Raw genomic sequence first — 14818 nt, 5'->3', positions numbered from 1 at the left:
GAGCCTGTGTATACACGGGCCGGGATGCGCGTTCCGCAGTACATTCAGCACATGACATTCGACCCGAACGCGAAGATCGACTCCGGCAAGGTCTCGAAGCGGGGTCGCGGGGTCGCGATCGGCGGCGGAAGCGTCGTAGTCGTGGTGGGGCTGTTCCTGCTGTCGCAGCTCACGGGCGTCGACCTGACGGGGCTCGCCGGCGGTGGGGGCTCGGGCGGGTCGGACAGCTCGCAGGACCAGGCGGTCTCGTGCGAGACCGGTGCCGACGCGAACGCGAGCACCGAGTGCCTGATCACCGGTGCGGCGACCTCGCTCGACGTCTACTGGACCGATGCGACCGCGCAGGTGGGGGCCGAGTACCGGGCGCCGGGCGACATCATCCTGTTCGAGCAGTCGACGAACACCGGCTGCGGCCAGGCGACCAGCGCCGTCGGACCCTTCTACTGCCCTCCCGACCAGCAGATCTACCTCGACACCGAGTTCTTCGACGAGCTGCGCACCCAGTTCGGGGCGAGCGGAGGCACGCTGTCGCAGATGTACGTGATCGCGCACGAGTGGGGGCACCACATCCAGAACCTGACCGGGGTGCTCGCATCGGAGAATTCCGGTGACACCGGGCCCGCCTCGGCGTCGGTTCGTACCGAGCTGCAGGCCGACTGCTACGCCGGGTCGTGGGTGGGCGCCGCGTCGACCATCGCCGACGCCGACGGCACGACGTTCCTCGAGCCGGTCACCGACGCCCAGATCGCGGATGCGCTGAACGCCGCCTCGGTGATCGGCGACGACCGCATCCAGGAGAAGAGCAGCGGGCAGGTGAACCCCGAGGCGTGGACGCACGGGTCGAGCGAGTCCCGGCAGAAGTGGTTCTCGGCGGGGCTGTCGGGCGGGCCGACGGCCTGCGACACCTTCGGCGTCGACGCCTCGCAGCTCTGACCGTCGCGGTGGCGCGTTGCGGCCGTCGGGTCGTGAGCGATGCTCTGGTTGGGCGGGTGTCGGGGGTGCCGTTTAGGCTCTTCGGGTGACGTACGACGAGCATCTGCCCCGGGGGCACGCCAGCCTCGAGGTGCTGCGGGCCGAGGCGGCCGACGAGCTCGCCACGATCGTGCAGGAGCGGCTGCTCTCGGGCGAAGACCCGTGGGACTTCATGGACGAGCTGCCCACCGTCGACGAGCTCGTGGTCTACCTCCTGCGCGCCGACAACATCGCCTCGAACGGCGGGCGCCGGCCCTCGGCGGCGCGCAACTACCGCGTGCTGCGGCAGATCGCGCTCGACCACCCCGACCTCACGCCCTCGGTGTGGCGCCTGATCGGCGACAAAGACGCTCCCGACTGGGCTCCGGGCCCGGGCCGCAACGGCTCGATCGCCCGCCCCGGCGCCCCCGACACCGCCGACGCCCCCGACCGCCGCGCCGGCTGACGCCCGGGCAGCCGTCCATCGAACCCGGCGTCAGCGCCCTCGCGGGAATGGCCGGAATGCGAAACCGGGTGATCAGGCACCTTCCGTCACCGCGCACGCCTCGCACGCCGCGCACGCCTCGCGTCGAGGCGACGGGCCGGGTCAGCGGGAGCGGCCGAAGGAGGTGAGGCGCTGCCAGAGGGAGGGGCGGAGGGGCTGCTCGGCGACGCCGCCGAGGTCTTGCACCTGCACGTGAGCCGTGACGCGGATGGCCGGAGCCTCGGCCGCGGGCCCCGCCGGCATGGGCGTGGGGCCGGTGCTCAGTCCGCCCGAGAGCGACGGGCGCCCCTCGGCGACCCAGTCGAGGTACGCGGCGTAGGGATCGCTCGGATCGGGAGCGACGGCGGTGGCGCCGGCACCGTCGCCGCGCCGGTAGTGCTTGGTGCCCATCTCGCCTCCCCTGGGGAAAATCGTCCTCGCTTACGGGAAGTTTCGCATGATGCGCCGCGATTCGTTATCGCTTCGTTGCGGCTTGACTTCTCGGCGGTGCTGTGTCGCGGCGGGGTGCGGCGACGGGAGACGGCGGTCAGGCCGAGAGGCGCAGGGGCTCCTCGAGCAGCTCGTCGAACGACAGCGTCACACCGTCGCCGCGGCAGTCGCGGCAGTGGGTGAACTCGTCCTCGTGGAAGCTCTGCAGGGGGTCGGCCCCCGAGCCGTCGCAGCGTTCGCAGATGTCGAAATCGTTCATGCCGACATTGTGCGCCGCACCACCGACATCGGCGGCAGCCACGCCGGTCCGCGGCGCTTCGCCCAGCCCGCTCCCGGCCTAGACGGAGCCGGGTGCGAGACTGGTTCGATGAGCACGACGGATGCACGCTGGCAGTCCCGGGTCGACGACCTCTGGGCGCGCTTCGACGACTACACGCCCGAGGCCTTCGTGGCCGAGCTCGAGCGCGTGACCGCGGAGGGCGCGGCCGACGTGCCCCGCGCCGTCGTGGAGTTCGAGCGGGCCGGCGGCTTCGACTCGGTCGGCCGCACCCCGGAGGCCGTGCCCCTCTACCGCGCGGCGCTCGCCGCGGGTTCCGGCGCCGGATCCGACGGCGGGGAGCCGGGGCTCGACGCGTGGCGGCGTCGGCAGGCGACGGTGCAGCTGGCGAGCTCGCTCCGCGCGCTCGGGCAGGCCGAAGAGGCGGTGGCACTGCTCGAGGCGGAGGCCGCGCATCCGATCGCCGGAGACGACGAGAACGCCCGCGAGGCCGAGAAGCTGCAGGATGCGGTGCTCGCGTTCCTCGCGCTCGCCCTGGCCGACGCCGGCCGGGAGCGCGAGGCCGTGGGGGTCGCGCTGGGGGCGCTAGCGCCGCACGTGCCGCGCTACCGGCGCTCGCTCACGAACTACGCCGCCGCGCTGCGCGGGCCCGCCGACTGACGGACCCGCGAGCGCCGACGCTCGCGGCGATGGGGAGTTCTCCCCATGGCGGGCTCCGCTCGGCCGCGCCTACGCTCGGAGCCTGATGACGAAGCACACAGCACGGGACCGGACGGCCGAGAACGACGCGGCCATCGAGGACCTGCTCTGGGAGTTCGACGTCACCCGCGAGCGCTCCGACCTCGATCGCGCGATCGCACCGGCACCGGCACCGGCCGAACCGACGGCGGTGCCGCAGCAGCCCGTCGCGGCGAAGGGCGGCTCGTTCGCGCGGCCCGAGCTCCGGACGCGCTGGCAGCGGTTCCGGGGCAACCTCGCTGTGCGCATCCTGAGCTGGGTGCTGCTCGTCGGCGGCACCGCGACCCTCGTCGCCCTGGCGATCACCCAGCGCTGACGCGGCTGTACGCCCCGGACGAATAAAGAGGCCCTCCGCGACCACTATGGCGGCGGAGGACCTCTTTATTCGTCCGGAGCGTACGGCGAGTAAGCGCTGCGCGTGGGTCAGAGGCCGAAGGCAGCCCCGGTGTGGGCGCCCGCGGCGGCGGGGGTGCGGTCGTCCTCGGCGGTGGAGCCCGTCCAGTGGTCCTCACCGGCGACGTGACCCTCGCCCACCGCGCCCGCGGCCCGGGCCGCGGCGACGCGCTCGGCGTGCGACGGCGGGTTGCTCGGCACGCCGGCGGGGCGCTGCGAGTCGTTGATCTCGCGGAGGGCAGGCACGATCTCCTCGGCCAGGATGTCGATCTGCTCGAGCACCGTCTTCAGCGGCAGCCCGGCGTGGTCGATCAGGAACATCTGGCGCTGGTAGTCGCCGACGTGGTCGCGCATGGTGGCGTAGCGGTCGATGATCTGCTGGGGCGAGCCGACGGTGAGCGGGGTCTGCTCCGTGAAGTCCTCCATCGAGGGCCCGTGGCCGTAGACGGGGGCGTTGTCGAAGTACGGGCGGAACTCGTCGATCGCGTCCTGCGAGTTCTTGCGGGCGAAGAACTGCCCGCCGAGCCCCACGATCGCCTGGTCGGCACGGCCGTGACCGTAGTGCTCGAAGCGGCTGCGGTAGAGCGACACCATCTGCTCGGTGTGCTGGATCGGCCAGAAGATGTTGTTGTGGAAGAAGCCGTCGCCGTAGTACGCGGCCTGCTCGGCGATCTGCGGGCTGCGGATGCTGCCGTGCCAGACGAACGGCGGCACCCCGTCGAGCGGGCGGGGCGTCGAGGTGAAGCCCTGCAGCGGGGTGCGGAACTTGCCCTCCCAGTCCACGACCTCCTCCTCCCAGAGGCGGCGGAGCAGCGCGTAGTTCTCGACGGCCAGCGGGATGCCCGCCCGGATGTCCTTGCCGAACCAGGGGTAGACCGGCCCGGTGTTGCCGCGGCCCATCATGAGGTCCATGCGGCCGTTCGAGATGACCTGGAGCATCGCGTAGTCCTCGGCGATCTTCACCGGGTCGTTCGTGGTGATCAGGGTGGTCGAGGTCGACAGCACGATGTTCTCGGTCGTGCCGGCGAGGTAGCCCAGCATGGTGGTGGGCGAGGAGGCCACGAAGGGCGGGTTGTGGTGCTCGCCGGTGGCGAAGACGTCGAGGCCCGCCTGGTCGGCGTGCTGGGCGATGGTCAGGATGGCGCGGGTGCGCTCGGTGTCATCCGGGGTACGGCCCGTCGTGGGGTCGGTGGTGACGTCGCTGACGGTGAAGATTCCGAACTGCATGGCTGCGACCCTTTCTCAGATCAATGCGTTTGCATGTATCTCCTACAACGCCCGACTCCCGCAGGTATTCCCACGTCGGCAGTGCGTCGTGCTATTGTCTCAGATCACCGACGTAAAACTGTTTTGTGTCGTCATCTGCAGACGGAAGGAGCCGAAGTGGCCCGACCGGTCCCGCTTCGCGTCACCCGGTCCGCCGCTGAGATCGGCGAGAACCTCGCAGCGTGGCGCAAGCTCCAGTCGATCACCTCGGCGCAGCTGGCGGAGCGCGCCGGCATCTCCCGTTCCACGCTCTCGAAGATCGAGCACGGCGACCCGGGCGTCGGCCTCGGCTCCGTGCTCGCGGTGTCGCGGGCGCTCGGCGTGCTCGACGCGCTGGTGGAGGCGAGCGACCCGTACCGCACCGACCTCGGCCGAGCCCGTGCCGACGAGGCGCTGCCCATCCGGGTACGACCCTGATGCGCATCCTCGCCGAGCTCGACGAAGGCGGCACGACGCGCTCGGTCGGGGAGCTCTTCTCGACGGTGCGGCGCCGCACGGTCGTCTCGTCGTTCGGCTACGACCGACGCTACCTCGCCGACCCGTCGGCCTACGCGATCGAACCAGCCCTCCCGCTGCACGCCGGGTCGCAGGCGCTCGCCACCCCGCTGCCCCGGGCCTTCGCCGACGCCGCCCCCGATCGCTGGGGACGCGCGCTGATCGGGAAGCGGCTGCGCGCCGAGGCGTCGGCCGCTGGTGAGGTCATGGGGATGATCGACGACCGCGACTACCTGCTCGGCGTGAGCGACGCGACCCGGCACGGCGCCCTGCGGTTCCGCACCTCGCCCGACGGCCCGTTCGAGCATCCGGCCGACACCGTGCCCAAGCTGATCGCACTGCCCGAGCTGATGCGGGCGGCCGAGCGCGTGGCCCGGGACGAGCCCGGAGATCTGGCCGCCGTGAAGCTGCTGCTCGACGCCGGAACGGGATCGCTCGGCGGAGCCCGCCCGAAGGCCTCGGTGCGCGACGGCGAGCGCCTCCTGATCGCGAAGTTCCCCCACCCCGGCGACGAGTGGGACGTGATCGCGTGGGAGGGCGTCGCCCTGGAACTCGCCGGGAAGGCCGGGATCGACGTCCCGGTGACACAGCACCTCGAGCTCGACGGCCGCAGCGTGCTGCTGCTCGAGCGCTTCGACCGGGCGGGCACCGAGCGGGTCGGCTACATCTCCGCCATGACGATGCTGGAGACGAGCGACGGCGAACCGCGCGACTACCTCGAGATCGCCGAGGCCCTGGCCGCGCAGAGTGCTCGCGCCACGGCCGACCTCCGCCAGCTCTGGCGGCGCATCGCGTTCTCGATCGCCCTGCACAACACCGACGATCACCTGCGCAACCACGGCTTCCTGCGCGCCCGCGGCGGCTGGACGCTGTCGCCCGCGTTCGACATCAACCCCGAACCAGTCTTCGCCGCCCAGCGGGTGACCTCGGTCGGCGGTGCGTCGACTCCGGACGCCGAGCTGCGCACACTCCTCGACTACGCGCCCTCCTTCGATCTCGACGCCGCTGGGGCGCAGGGCGTTCTGCGGGAGGTCGCCGACGCGGCCCGGGAGTGGCGTGCGGTCGCGAAGCGGCACCGCATCGCGCGGGGCGAGCTCGACCGCTTCGCGCCGACTCTCGACGCCACGATCGACCTCGTCGCCGCCGCGTCGGACCGCGCCGGCGGAGCCGCTGCCGGCTAGGCGCCGGGTTCTGTAGGAGCAGCGTCGCCGAGGAGGGCCGCCAGGGCCGCCGGCGGGGCCGTGACCGCGACGGGCCACGGGGGCCGCGCGAAGTCGGCGGCCGCGAGGCGGAGGCGCTGCTCGGTGGCGCGTTCGCCCGGGCGCGGGCTCGCGAAGGCGAGGCCGTTGGGGTGGTAGCCGAGCTTGCGCGAGACCGCGAGCGAGGGCTCGTTCCAGTCGAAGGCGCCCGAGTCGGCGTAGTCGGCGCCGAGGTGGTCGAAGGCGAAGGTCAGCACCGCCTGGCGCATCTCGGTGCCGAACCCCTGGCCCTGCGCCGAGCGGGTGAGCCATGAGCCCGTCGACACCGTGCGCAGGATGCCGAAGTCGTCGGCCTCGAGGTCCTGCACACCGATCGGATGCCCATCCCGCAGGACCGCGAAGTTCAGCCCCCACGACTCCGGCCGCAGATCGGCGCGGCGCCGCCACTGGAACTGCGCCAGTGAGCGGCGGAGGGTCGCGGGCTCCTCCTCGCTCCAGGGGCGCATGAAGGGCATCCGCTCCCCGTGGATGCCCGCGAGAGCCGCGTCGGCGAGACCCGGCAGGTCGTCGTCGCGCACGACCCGCAGCACCAGCCGCGGCGTCGCGAGGCGGAGGGCGAACAGCGGCCACACGTCTTCGATGCTCATGACCACAAGAGTAGAAGACGCGAGGAGCAGACGTCAGGGGAAGACGCGAGGAGCCGACGTCAGGCTAAGTCGCGTCAGCGCTCGCCCTGCTCCTCCGCCATCGCCTCGGCGTGCTCGCTCTTGCCCTCGGCGATCAGCCGGTCGTCCCGCCGCACGACGCCGACGAACTCGCGCAGCCGCCCGCCGAGGGCCTTGAGCGCGAGCGCCGGGCTCGCGTGGGTCGGCTCGGGGGTCTCGGCCGCCTCGTGCGACATGCGGTTGAGCAGGCCGTCGGTGTCGCGCGGCGCCCGCGCGAACTCGACGCAGAGCCGGGCCACGCCCTCGGCGTGCTGGTGCATCACCGAGTGGGCGGCGCCGCCGATCTCCCAGGTCGAGGCGAACGGGATGCGCGTGGCCGCCCACTCCGCGAAGGCCTCCGAGACCACGGCGTCGTGCTGCCCGCGCACGATCAGGGTGGCGGCCCGGATGCGCGGGAAGCGGTCCTCGATGCGGAAGCGCATCATCGCCGGAAGCACGCGCAGGAACCACTTCGGCCCGCAGGTCAGGTACGAGCCGACGGCGAGGAGCTTCACCTTGACCGGCTCGTGCCAGGCGGCGTGCAGGAAGCGGAACGCGAGCGTCGGCAGCCGCCGCGCCGAGGGGTCGACGACCGGGCTGATCAGCACCACCGTGGTGATGTCGGGCCGCCGTGCCGCGACCTCGGCGACCATCTGGGTGCCCATCGAGTGCCCGATGAGCACGGGGTCGTCGAGGTCGAGCTCGTCGATCACGGCCTCGACGAGGTCGGCGTACTGCTCGATGCTCATCGCGGCGGGCGGATGCGGGACCCCGCCGAACCCGGGCAGGTCGAGGGCGTGCACCGGGCCGAACTCGTTCAGGTTCGGGGCGAGGCGCTCGAAGTAGGTGGCGGCGACGCCGAGGCCGGCCACGAGCACGAAGGCGCGGCCGCCGGGCGAACCGATGGTCGAGACGCGCGTGTAGACGTCGCCGCGCTCGACGCGCCGCACCTCGATCGAGGTGTTCGGCTCGTTCGGGTCCCCTCCGCGCTCCACCATCCGCGTGCGGCTCAGCCGCCGGCGCTCGGTACGTCGGAGGTCGGGTCGGCGATCTCGGGGTCGAATTCGTTCAGGTGGCCCCGCACGACCTGCTCCCAGTCGGTGCCCTCGAGGTTGCCGGCCGTGCCGTCGGGCAGGCTCGTCGTGTAGACGGGCTCGCCCTCCTCGCCGGCGGAGGACTTCACGACGAGGTGGCCCAGGGGCGTGCCCGCCCGGGTGATGGCCCACTCTGTCGGGCCGCCGCTGAGCGCATAGCTCGAGCCGCGGTGCTCGATGGTGGTGTCGGTCAGTTCGAGTGCCATGCCCTCACCGTATGCCGGGCACCCGTCTGCCGCACGGGAGCGGCCGACGGGAAGCGCCGGGCCGCGCATCCGCTCGGCTCGCTCAGCCCTTCAGGCCCGAGGTGCTGATGCCGCTCACGAACTGCTTCTGACCGAGGAAGAACAGGATGATCATCGGCACGGTCGTGATCACCGACGCCGTGACGATGATCTCCCAGTGCCACTCGCCTCCGAAGCCGTAGGCGTCGACCAGCGACTTGAGGCCTCGTGGGATGGTGAACGTCGAGGTGTCGCGGAGGTAGATCAGGCCGCGCATGAGGTCGGTCCAGGCGGCCTGCGCCTCGAACAGGAACGTCACCACCAGCGCCGGCTTGCAGAGCGGCAACGCGATCCGCCAGAACATGCCGAAGTGGCCCGCGCCGTCGATGCGGGCCGCGTCGAAGTAGTCCCGTGGAACGCCGAGGAAGAACTGCCGCAGCAGGAAGATGTAGAACGCGCTGCCGAACAGGTTGCCCGCCCAGAGCGGCACGAGCGTGCCGACGGCGCCGAGCGAGTTCCAGATCAGGAACGTCGGGATCATCGTCACCGCCCCGGGCAGCATCATCGACCCGAGCACGAAGGCGAACAGCACGCCCCGGCCGCGGAAGCGGTAGTACGAGAAGCCCCACGCCACGAGCGCGCTCGAGAGCGTGACCGCGGTCGCCGCCAGCACCGTCACGAGCACCGTGTTCAGCAGCCACAGCGCCATCGGCGCCTCCTGCCAGACGGTCACGTAGTTCTCGAGCGTGAACGTCTTCGGGATCAGGGCGTTGTCGAACACCTCGCCGCGCGGCTTGAACGAGGCGCTGACGAGCCAGACGAAGGGGTAGAGGAACACCACCGAGACCGCGACGAGGGCGACGCCGAGCCCGATGCGGCCGGCACGCCCGTGTCGGGTGGGGCGCAGCAGCGGGCCGCGCATCCGGCCGCTCGAACGCTGCCCGCTCATCGCTCGCCCCCCTCGTAGTAGACGACCTTGCGCGAGACCAGGAACTGCACGACCGTGATCGCCATGATGATCACGAAGAGCAGCCAGGCGAGCGCGGAGGCGTAGCCCATGTGCAGGAACTCGAAGGCCTGCTGGAAGAGGTAGATCACGTAGAACAGCGCGGCGTCGTTGCTGTAGGTCGTGTTGCCGCCGCCGAAGAACGCCGTGTAGACCTCGTCGAAGGTCTGCAGGGCGTTGATCGTGTTGATGATCACGATGAATAACAGCGCCGGGCTGATCAGCGGCACGGTCACGCGCCAGGTGACCTGCAGGCCGTTGGCGCCGTCGAGGCGGGCGGCCTCGAGCACGTCCTCGGGCACGCTGCGGAGGGCGGCGAGCAGGATGATCACCGACGAGCCGACCGTCCACAGGCTCATCAGGATGAGGCCGGGCTTGACCCAGGCGGGGTCGGTCGTCCAGGCCGGCCCGTCGATGCCCACGAGCCCGAGCGCGCCGTTCACCAGGCCGTTCTGGCCGTTGAAGAGCAGCAGGAAGAGCACGCCGACGGCCACGGGCGGGGTCATCTTGGGCAGGAAGAACACGGTCCTGAAGAATCCGGATGCGCGCCCGGCACGATCCAGGAGCACCGCCAGCACCAGCGAGACGATCACGTACGCGGGGATCTGCAGCACCGCGTAGAAGAGGGTGTTGCCCAGCGCGAGCGCGACCTTGGGGTCGGCGAAGAGCTGCGCGTAGTTGTCGAGGCCGACGAACGACGGATCGTTGATGACGTCGTAGTCGGTGAGGGAGAGGTAGCCGCTGTAGATCAGGGGCCAGAGGGTGAAGACGGCGAAGCCGACGATCCAGGGCGAGAGGAAGGCGAGGGCGGCGAGGACGTTGCGGCGCCGCGCCCGCTTCAGGCTCGGGCGGACGGGGGCGGCCTTCGTCTTCGGTGCGGGGCCGTCGGCGCCGTCGCCGTCGGCCCCGCGTGCGTCGCGGCTCGCTCGGGGGCGGGCCGTCGTGTCACTCGCCATCCAGCGTCGCCCAGGCCTTGTCGAGCGCCTTCTGGGCCTCGTCCTGCGCCTGGGCGAGCGCATCCTGCGGCTCCTGCTGTCCGTTCAGCACGCGGTTGACCGCGTCCTGCCAGGCCGACTTGAACTCGGCGTCAGCGGGGTTCGCCGGCAGCGAGAAGGTGTGGTCGTTGGCCTCGTACATCGCGGTGACGCCCGAGTCCCAGGGCTCGCCGCCCGAGGTGACCATCGCCCGGATGGCCTCGTCGGCCTCGACGTTCGCGGTGAGGATGCCCGTGAACGGCTTGCCCTCCTCCTGCCGTGCGGCGAGCCGCGCATCCGCTGCCGCCTGCCAGGCGTCGACGCTCGTCATCACCCGCGCCCAGCGGCAGGCCGCCGCGGTGTTCTCGCTGCCGGCCGGGATGGCCCAGGCCGAGCCGCTGGCGTAGGCGATCGGCTGGCCCTGGCGGTCGCGCACGGTGTCGAACACGAGCGGGGCGTCGGGCGAGACGTCGTTCAGCACGTTGAGGTACCACTGCTCCATCGGCATGGCGCCCAGCGCGTCGGTGGCGAACTGGTTGCCCGAACCGAAGAAGTCGGCGGAGTCGCGCACCGCCTTGATGGTGCTGAAGCCGCCCTGGGCGTCGTAGATGCCGACCGCCCACTCGAGCGCGTCGACGACGGCGGGGTCGTCGAGCTGGGCGGTGCGTCCGTCCTCCGAGATGAGGTCGGCGCCGTTCGCCTTGGCCCAGAGCGGGAGGAACTCGGGCAGCTTGCTGTCGTAGCCGATCACCGGCGGGTTCGCGTCGGGCTTCGCGAGCGCCGCGCTGGCCGCGGTGACGGCGGCGGGATCGCTGCCGTTCACGTCGTCGAGGGTGAGGCCGGCCGCGTTCAGGAGGTCGCTGTTCGCCATGGTGATCTGGATGCCGTTGAACTCGGGGATGCCGTAGATCTCGTCGCCGAAGGTGACCTGCGCGAGCGCCGTGTCGCGATACTGGCCCGTGTCGATGCCCTCGCCGGCGATGCAGGCATCCAGCGGCAGCAGGGCGCCGCGGGCGGCGAGCGAGCCGATCTGGTCGCGATTGGCGTAGAGCAGCTCGGGCGGCTGGCCCGAGGCGACCGAGGAGAGGAACTGCTGGATGTCGAGGTCGCCCTCGATCAGCTCGACGTCGACGTCGCTGCCGAGCTCCTTCTTCGTCAGGTCGAGGCGGGCGGTGGCGACGTCGTCGCTGGCGCCGAAGCCCATCACGGTCAGCTTTCCGGAGAGGGCCGCCGAGGAGTCGTAGTCGGTGTCGTCCTGCGTGGCGGATCCGCCCGTGCCGACGGCGCAGCCGCCGAGCCCCAGTGCGATCCCCAGGACGACCGCGGAGGCGGTCATCGTCTTGGCCGTGCGTGCGCTGTCCATGGTCACCCTCGTGCTGCCCGCGCGGGTCTCTCGCGCGTCGTGGTTCGCGGCGCGACGGGTCGCGCCGGGTTCCGCCACCGGAACCGAAAATCACGCTAGAACCGCTTCTCGAAGCGACAAGGGGCTTGACAGCACCACCCCCGTTCGGGCATATTCTGCTGCTCGGCGCGCGGGGCGGCGGCGGGGCCTGCAGCCTGGATCAGGCGGGGCAGTGCAGCTGGGTGCGTTCGCCCGTGCGGTCGATGGTGTGGTCGGCCATGAGGTTGCCGCAGAGGGGGCAGCGGGGGTCGGCCGGCGGCACGTAGGGCGCCTCGGGGCGGCCGATGCCCACCTGGGCCGGGCCGGTGAAGGTGAAGACGATGCGGTTGAGGCGGTTCACGAAGCCGGGCTTGCCGTCGAAGGGGTTCATCGGGTTCGGCTCGCGCGGGGCCTTCTTTCGTGCCATAACGATTAGTATACTAACGATTATGACGACCGGCACCGATCTTCTCGCCCTCGACCGGCAGCTGTGTTACGCGCTCGCGGTCGCGTCCCGCTCGGTGATCGGGGTCTACAAGCCGATCCTCGAGCCGCTGGGGCTGACGCATCCGCAGTACCTGGTGATGCTGGCGCTCTGGGAGCGGGAGCCGCGCTCCCTCGGCGAGCTCGCCGCGGCGCTCCGGCTCGAACCGGCGACGCTGTCGCCGCTCGTGAAGCGGCTCGAGGCGGCCGGGCTGGTGACGCGTGCCCGGTCGGCCAGCGACGAGCGCCAGCTCGCGGTGCAGCTGACGGCGGATGGGCGTCGGCTGCGCGATCGGGCCGAGCAGGTGCCGCCGCAGGTGATCGAGGCGCTCGGCGTCGATGTCGCGGAGCTGCTCGAGCTGCAGGCCCGGCTGACTGCGATCATCGAGCGGATCGCGCCGGTGCCGGTCAGCGCATCCTGAACCGCCGCCTGCCCGCCGCCCGACACGAGCGGCTGGGGCCCGCTCAGTCGCGGATGCACTCCGCGATCACGCCGAGCCCGTCGGCCACCTCGTCGAACGAGGTGCTGAGGGGCGACAGCCCGATGCGGATGCCGCCGGGCCCCCGGTAGTCGGGGAGGACGTCGCGCTGCCAGGCCCGGGCGACGACGGCCTGCGCATCCGGATGCCCGAGCGTGACGTGGCCCCCGCGCCGAGACGGGTCGCGGGGTGACGCCAGCGTGAGGCCGAGGCCGGCGAGCTCCCCGCCGGGCTCGACCGCCTCGATCACCAGCTCCGTGAGCGCGACCGACTTCGCCCGCACCGCCGGCATGCCCGCCCGCTCGATCAGGTCGAGCATGTCGAGCATCGGCTGCATGCCGAGGATCGAGGGCGTTCCGCTGAGCACCCGGCGGATGCCCATGGCCGGCTCGTAGTGCTCGCCCATCGCGAAGGGGTCGGCCGCGCCCATCCAGCCCGTGATCGGCTGGCGCAGCTCGGGCTGCAGCCCGGCCCGGACGTAGGCGAAGGCGGGAGCGCCCGGGCCGCCGTTGAGGTACTTGTAGGTGCAGCCGACGGCGAGGTCGACGCCCCAGCGGTCGAGCTCGGTGGGCACCGAGCCGACGGCGTGGCAGACGTCCCAGAGCACGAGCGCGCCGGCGTCGTGGGCGAGGCGGGTGAGCGTCTCGACGTCGGCGAGGTGGCCCGAGCGGTACGAGACGTGGCTGAGCAGCAGCAGCGCGGTGCGCTCGGTGACCAGCTCCTCGATCTGCGCGGGCTCGGGGCCGCCGTCGCGGGGCACCGGGATCCAGCGCACGGTGAGGCCGCACTCGCGCGCGATGCTCTCGACCAGGAACCGGTCGGTCGGGAAGTCGTCGTCGTCGATCGCGATCTCGTCGCGGCCGGGACGGGCGGCGACGGCGGCCCGGATGAGCTTGTAGAGCAGAACCGTCGTGGAGTCCCCGACGACGACCTGGCCGGGCGCCGCGCCGAGGGTGAGGGCGCCGATGCGGTCGCCGACCTTCTCGGGGGAGGCCATCCACTGCTCGTCCCAGCCGCGGATCAGGCGGCCTCCCCAGGCGTCGAGGAGCGCCGCCATCCGCTCCTTCGTGGCGGCGACGGGGCGGCCGAGGGAGTTGCCGTCGAAGTAGGCGCGCACGCCGGGGTCGGCGACGAACTCGTCGCGGAAGGGCGCGAGCGCATCGGCGGCGTCGAGCTCGGCGGCCCGCGCGGCGAGCACCGGCAGGCTGGTGGAGGCGGTCATCCCCCCATGCTCGCAGACGAGGGCACCATGCTCGCAGACCCACGCACCGGCACGGCCGAGCCGGGCTCAGGCGGCGAAGTCGAGGGAGGGCTCGTCGCTGACCGCGAGGGTGAGCACGGCCTTGCCGATCAGCTCCTCGCGCTCGAGGTCGGTCTCGAGGCGGCGCAGCTGGGCGGCCACGCCGTCCTCGTTCTGGTCGCCGACCAGGTCGACGGCGGCCACCAGGAACAGCTTCCCGGGCCCCGAGAACTCGAGGTACAGCGAGGTGACGCGCTGGATCTCGGGGTGCGCGAGGAGCATCCGCCCCGTCTCGGCCCGGTACGAGCTGCTCGGCCCCGCCCCGAGCAGGTACCGCCGGTTGCGGCTGATCAGGAGCAGGGCCACCCCGCCGAGCAGCAGCCCGATCAGGATCGAGCCGATCGCGTCCCAGACCGGGTCGCCCGTCGCCTGGTGCAGGCCGATGCCGCCGGCCGCGATGACGAGGCCGAGGAGGGCCGCCGTGTCCTCGAAGAACACCGAGCGGAGCGTCGTGTTCGAGCCGTTCACGACGTAGTCGAAGAAGCCGCGCCCGTACTGCTTCGCGGCGCGACGCCCCTGCATCACCGACTGCGTCAGCGAGAAGCCCTCGAGCACGAAGGCCACCGCGAGCACGATGTAGTTGAGCGTGTAGTCCTCGACCGCCTCGGGCGCCGCCAGGCTCTGGATGCCGTGGTAGACCGACACCACGGCCCCCACCGTGAAGATGCCGAAGGCCGCGAACAGCGAGAAGATGTAGGCGTCCCGGCCGTAGCCGAGCGGATGCGCGGGGTCCTGCTTTTTCTCGGCCCGCCGGTCGGCGATCAGCAAGAAGATCTCGTTGCCCGCATCCGCCCACGAGTGTGCCGCCTCGGCGAGCATCGACGCCGAGCCGGTGAGCGCGGCGACGACCGACTTGGCGGCGGCCACGAGGATGTTGGCGAGGAACGCGATGACGACGGTCATGCGAGCGACGTTACGCC

The 14818-nt window shown here is 71.8% G+C and carries 19 protein-coding genes; 7 read left to right on the top strand and 12 right to left on the bottom strand.

Translation table 11 applies throughout. The features are described from left to right. Positions 1-51 precede the first annotated feature (51 nt). Both HQQ85_RS13340 and HQQ85_RS13335 read left to right on the top strand, forming a co-directional pair. Complete coding sequence (locus tag HQQ85_RS13340) at positions 52-933, top strand: neutral zinc metallopeptidase (protein WP_173183049.1); 882 nt, start codon at positions 52-54, stop codon at positions 931-933. 85 nt (positions 934-1018) lie between these two features. Continuing rightward, positions 1019-1417 (top strand): tryptophan synthase subunit alpha, encoded by a 399-nt coding sequence (locus HQQ85_RS13335; RefSeq protein ID WP_371741898.1) that lies wholly within the window; start codon positions 1019-1021, stop codon positions 1415-1417. Positions 1418-1558: 141 nt separating this feature from the next. On the opposite strand, the gene HQQ85_RS13330 is transcribed toward HQQ85_RS13335, so the two are convergent. Both HQQ85_RS13330 and HQQ85_RS13325 read right to left on the bottom strand, forming a co-directional pair. Continuing rightward, positions 1559-1846 carry a hypothetical protein gene (locus HQQ85_RS13330; RefSeq protein ID WP_173183048.1) on the bottom strand — a complete coding sequence of 96 codons (288 nt, stop codon included), beginning with the start codon at positions 1844-1846 and terminating at the stop codon, positions 1559-1561. A 136-nt stretch (positions 1847-1982) separates the two neighbouring features. Continuing rightward, entirely contained in the window at positions 1983-2144 is a 162-nt protein-coding gene (locus tag HQQ85_RS13325; protein WP_254069460.1) for a hypothetical protein, read from the bottom strand. Positions 2145-2252: 108 nt separating this feature from the next. Between HQQ85_RS13325 and HQQ85_RS13320 the strand changes: the two genes are divergently transcribed. Continuing rightward, positions 2253-2822 (top strand): tetratricopeptide repeat protein, encoded by a 570-nt coding sequence (locus HQQ85_RS13320; RefSeq protein WP_173183047.1) that lies wholly within the window; start codon positions 2253-2255, stop codon positions 2820-2822. 85 nt (positions 2823-2907) lie between these two features. After that, positions 2908-3216: a hypothetical protein gene (locus HQQ85_RS13315; RefSeq protein WP_173183046.1), complete on the top strand. Its 309-nt coding sequence runs from the start codon at positions 2908-2910 to the stop codon at positions 3214-3216. A 107-nt stretch (positions 3217-3323) separates the two neighbouring features. On the opposite strand, the gene HQQ85_RS13310 is transcribed toward HQQ85_RS13315, so the two are convergent. Next, entirely contained in the window at positions 3324-4520 is a 1197-nt protein-coding gene (locus HQQ85_RS13310; protein WP_173183045.1) for an LLM class flavin-dependent oxidoreductase, read from the bottom strand. A gap of 156 nt (positions 4521-4676) precedes the next feature. Here HQQ85_RS13310 and HQQ85_RS21375 point away from each other — a divergent pair, with 156 nt between their 5' ends. Continuing rightward, positions 4677-4976 carry a helix-turn-helix domain-containing protein gene (locus HQQ85_RS21375; RefSeq protein WP_271206412.1) on the top strand — a complete coding sequence of 100 codons (300 nt, stop codon included), beginning with the start codon at positions 4677-4679 and terminating at the stop codon, positions 4974-4976. Further along, positions 4976-6235, top strand: coding sequence for a type II toxin-antitoxin system HipA family toxin (locus HQQ85_RS13300; protein WP_173183043.1), 1260 nt, complete (start codon positions 4976-4978; stop codon positions 6233-6235). The genes HQQ85_RS21375 and HQQ85_RS13300 overlap by 1 nt, the downstream gene beginning before the upstream one ends. On the opposite strand, the gene HQQ85_RS13295 is transcribed toward HQQ85_RS13300, so the two are convergent. The 7 genes from HQQ85_RS13295 to HQQ85_RS13265 all read right to left on the bottom strand — a co-directional run bounded on the left by HQQ85_RS13295 (position 6232) and on the right by HQQ85_RS13265 (position 12063). Further along, entirely contained in the window at positions 6232-6900 is a 669-nt protein-coding gene (locus HQQ85_RS13295) for a GNAT family N-acetyltransferase (protein ID WP_173183042.1), read from the bottom strand. The two genes, HQQ85_RS13300 and HQQ85_RS13295, sit on opposite strands and share 4 nt — an antisense overlap. 74 nt (positions 6901-6974) lie before the next feature. Beyond that, complete coding sequence (locus HQQ85_RS13290) at positions 6975-7955, bottom strand: alpha/beta fold hydrolase (protein ID WP_173183041.1); 981 nt, start codon at positions 7953-7955, stop codon at positions 6975-6977. Between the two features lie 11 nt (positions 7956-7966). Next, on the bottom strand, positions 7967-8257 hold the full coding sequence (locus tag HQQ85_RS13285; protein WP_173183040.1) for a hypothetical protein: 291 nt from the start codon (positions 8255-8257) through the stop codon (positions 7967-7969). A gap of 82 nt (positions 8258-8339) precedes the next feature. Further along, positions 8340-9224: a carbohydrate ABC transporter permease gene (locus tag HQQ85_RS13280; RefSeq protein WP_173183039.1), complete on the bottom strand. Its 885-nt coding sequence runs from the start codon at positions 9222-9224 to the stop codon at positions 8340-8342. Then, on the bottom strand, positions 9221-10237 hold the full coding sequence (locus HQQ85_RS13275) for a carbohydrate ABC transporter permease (RefSeq protein WP_173183038.1): 1017 nt from the start codon (positions 10235-10237) through the stop codon (positions 9221-9223). The genes HQQ85_RS13280 and HQQ85_RS13275 overlap by 4 nt, the downstream gene beginning before the upstream one ends. Then, the gene (locus HQQ85_RS13270) at positions 10227-11618 is read right to left on the bottom strand and encodes an ABC transporter substrate-binding protein (protein WP_254069459.1); all 1392 of its coding nucleotides are present in this window, start codon (positions 11616-11618) and stop codon (positions 10227-10229) included. Before HQQ85_RS13270 ends, HQQ85_RS13275 begins: the two co-directional genes overlap by 11 nt. Positions 11619-11817: 199 nt before the next feature. Further along, positions 11818-12063, bottom strand: a complete 246-nt coding sequence (locus HQQ85_RS13265; protein ID WP_173183037.1) for a hypothetical protein — start codon at positions 12061-12063, stop codon at positions 11818-11820. 22 nt (positions 12064-12085) lie between these two features. Here HQQ85_RS13265 and HQQ85_RS13260 point away from each other — a divergent pair, with 22 nt between their 5' ends. Continuing rightward, complete coding sequence (locus tag HQQ85_RS13260; RefSeq protein ID WP_173183036.1) at positions 12086-12541, top strand: MarR family winged helix-turn-helix transcriptional regulator; 456 nt, start codon at positions 12086-12088, stop codon at positions 12539-12541. A 43-nt stretch (positions 12542-12584) separates the two neighbouring features. Here the strand turns inward: HQQ85_RS13260 and HQQ85_RS13255 are convergent, their stop codons facing one another. Next, positions 12585-13820: a kynureninase gene (locus HQQ85_RS13255; protein WP_173183035.1), complete on the bottom strand. Its 1236-nt coding sequence runs from the start codon at positions 13818-13820 to the stop codon at positions 12585-12587. A gap of 66 nt (positions 13821-13886) precedes the next feature. Then, positions 13887-14801, bottom strand: a complete 915-nt coding sequence (locus HQQ85_RS13250; RefSeq protein WP_173183034.1) for a cation diffusion facilitator family transporter — start codon at positions 14799-14801, stop codon at positions 13887-13889. Positions 14802-14818 lie beyond the last annotated feature (17 nt).

Origin of the sequence: Herbiconiux sp. VKM Ac-2851, from assembly GCF_013205105.1 — a bacterium.
Classification (GTDB): domain Bacteria; phylum Actinomycetota; class Actinomycetes; order Actinomycetales; family Microbacteriaceae; genus Herbiconiux; species Herbiconiux flava.
Note: the sequence above shows the minus strand (reverse complement) of the source record. Positions and strands in the feature narration are given on the sequence as shown.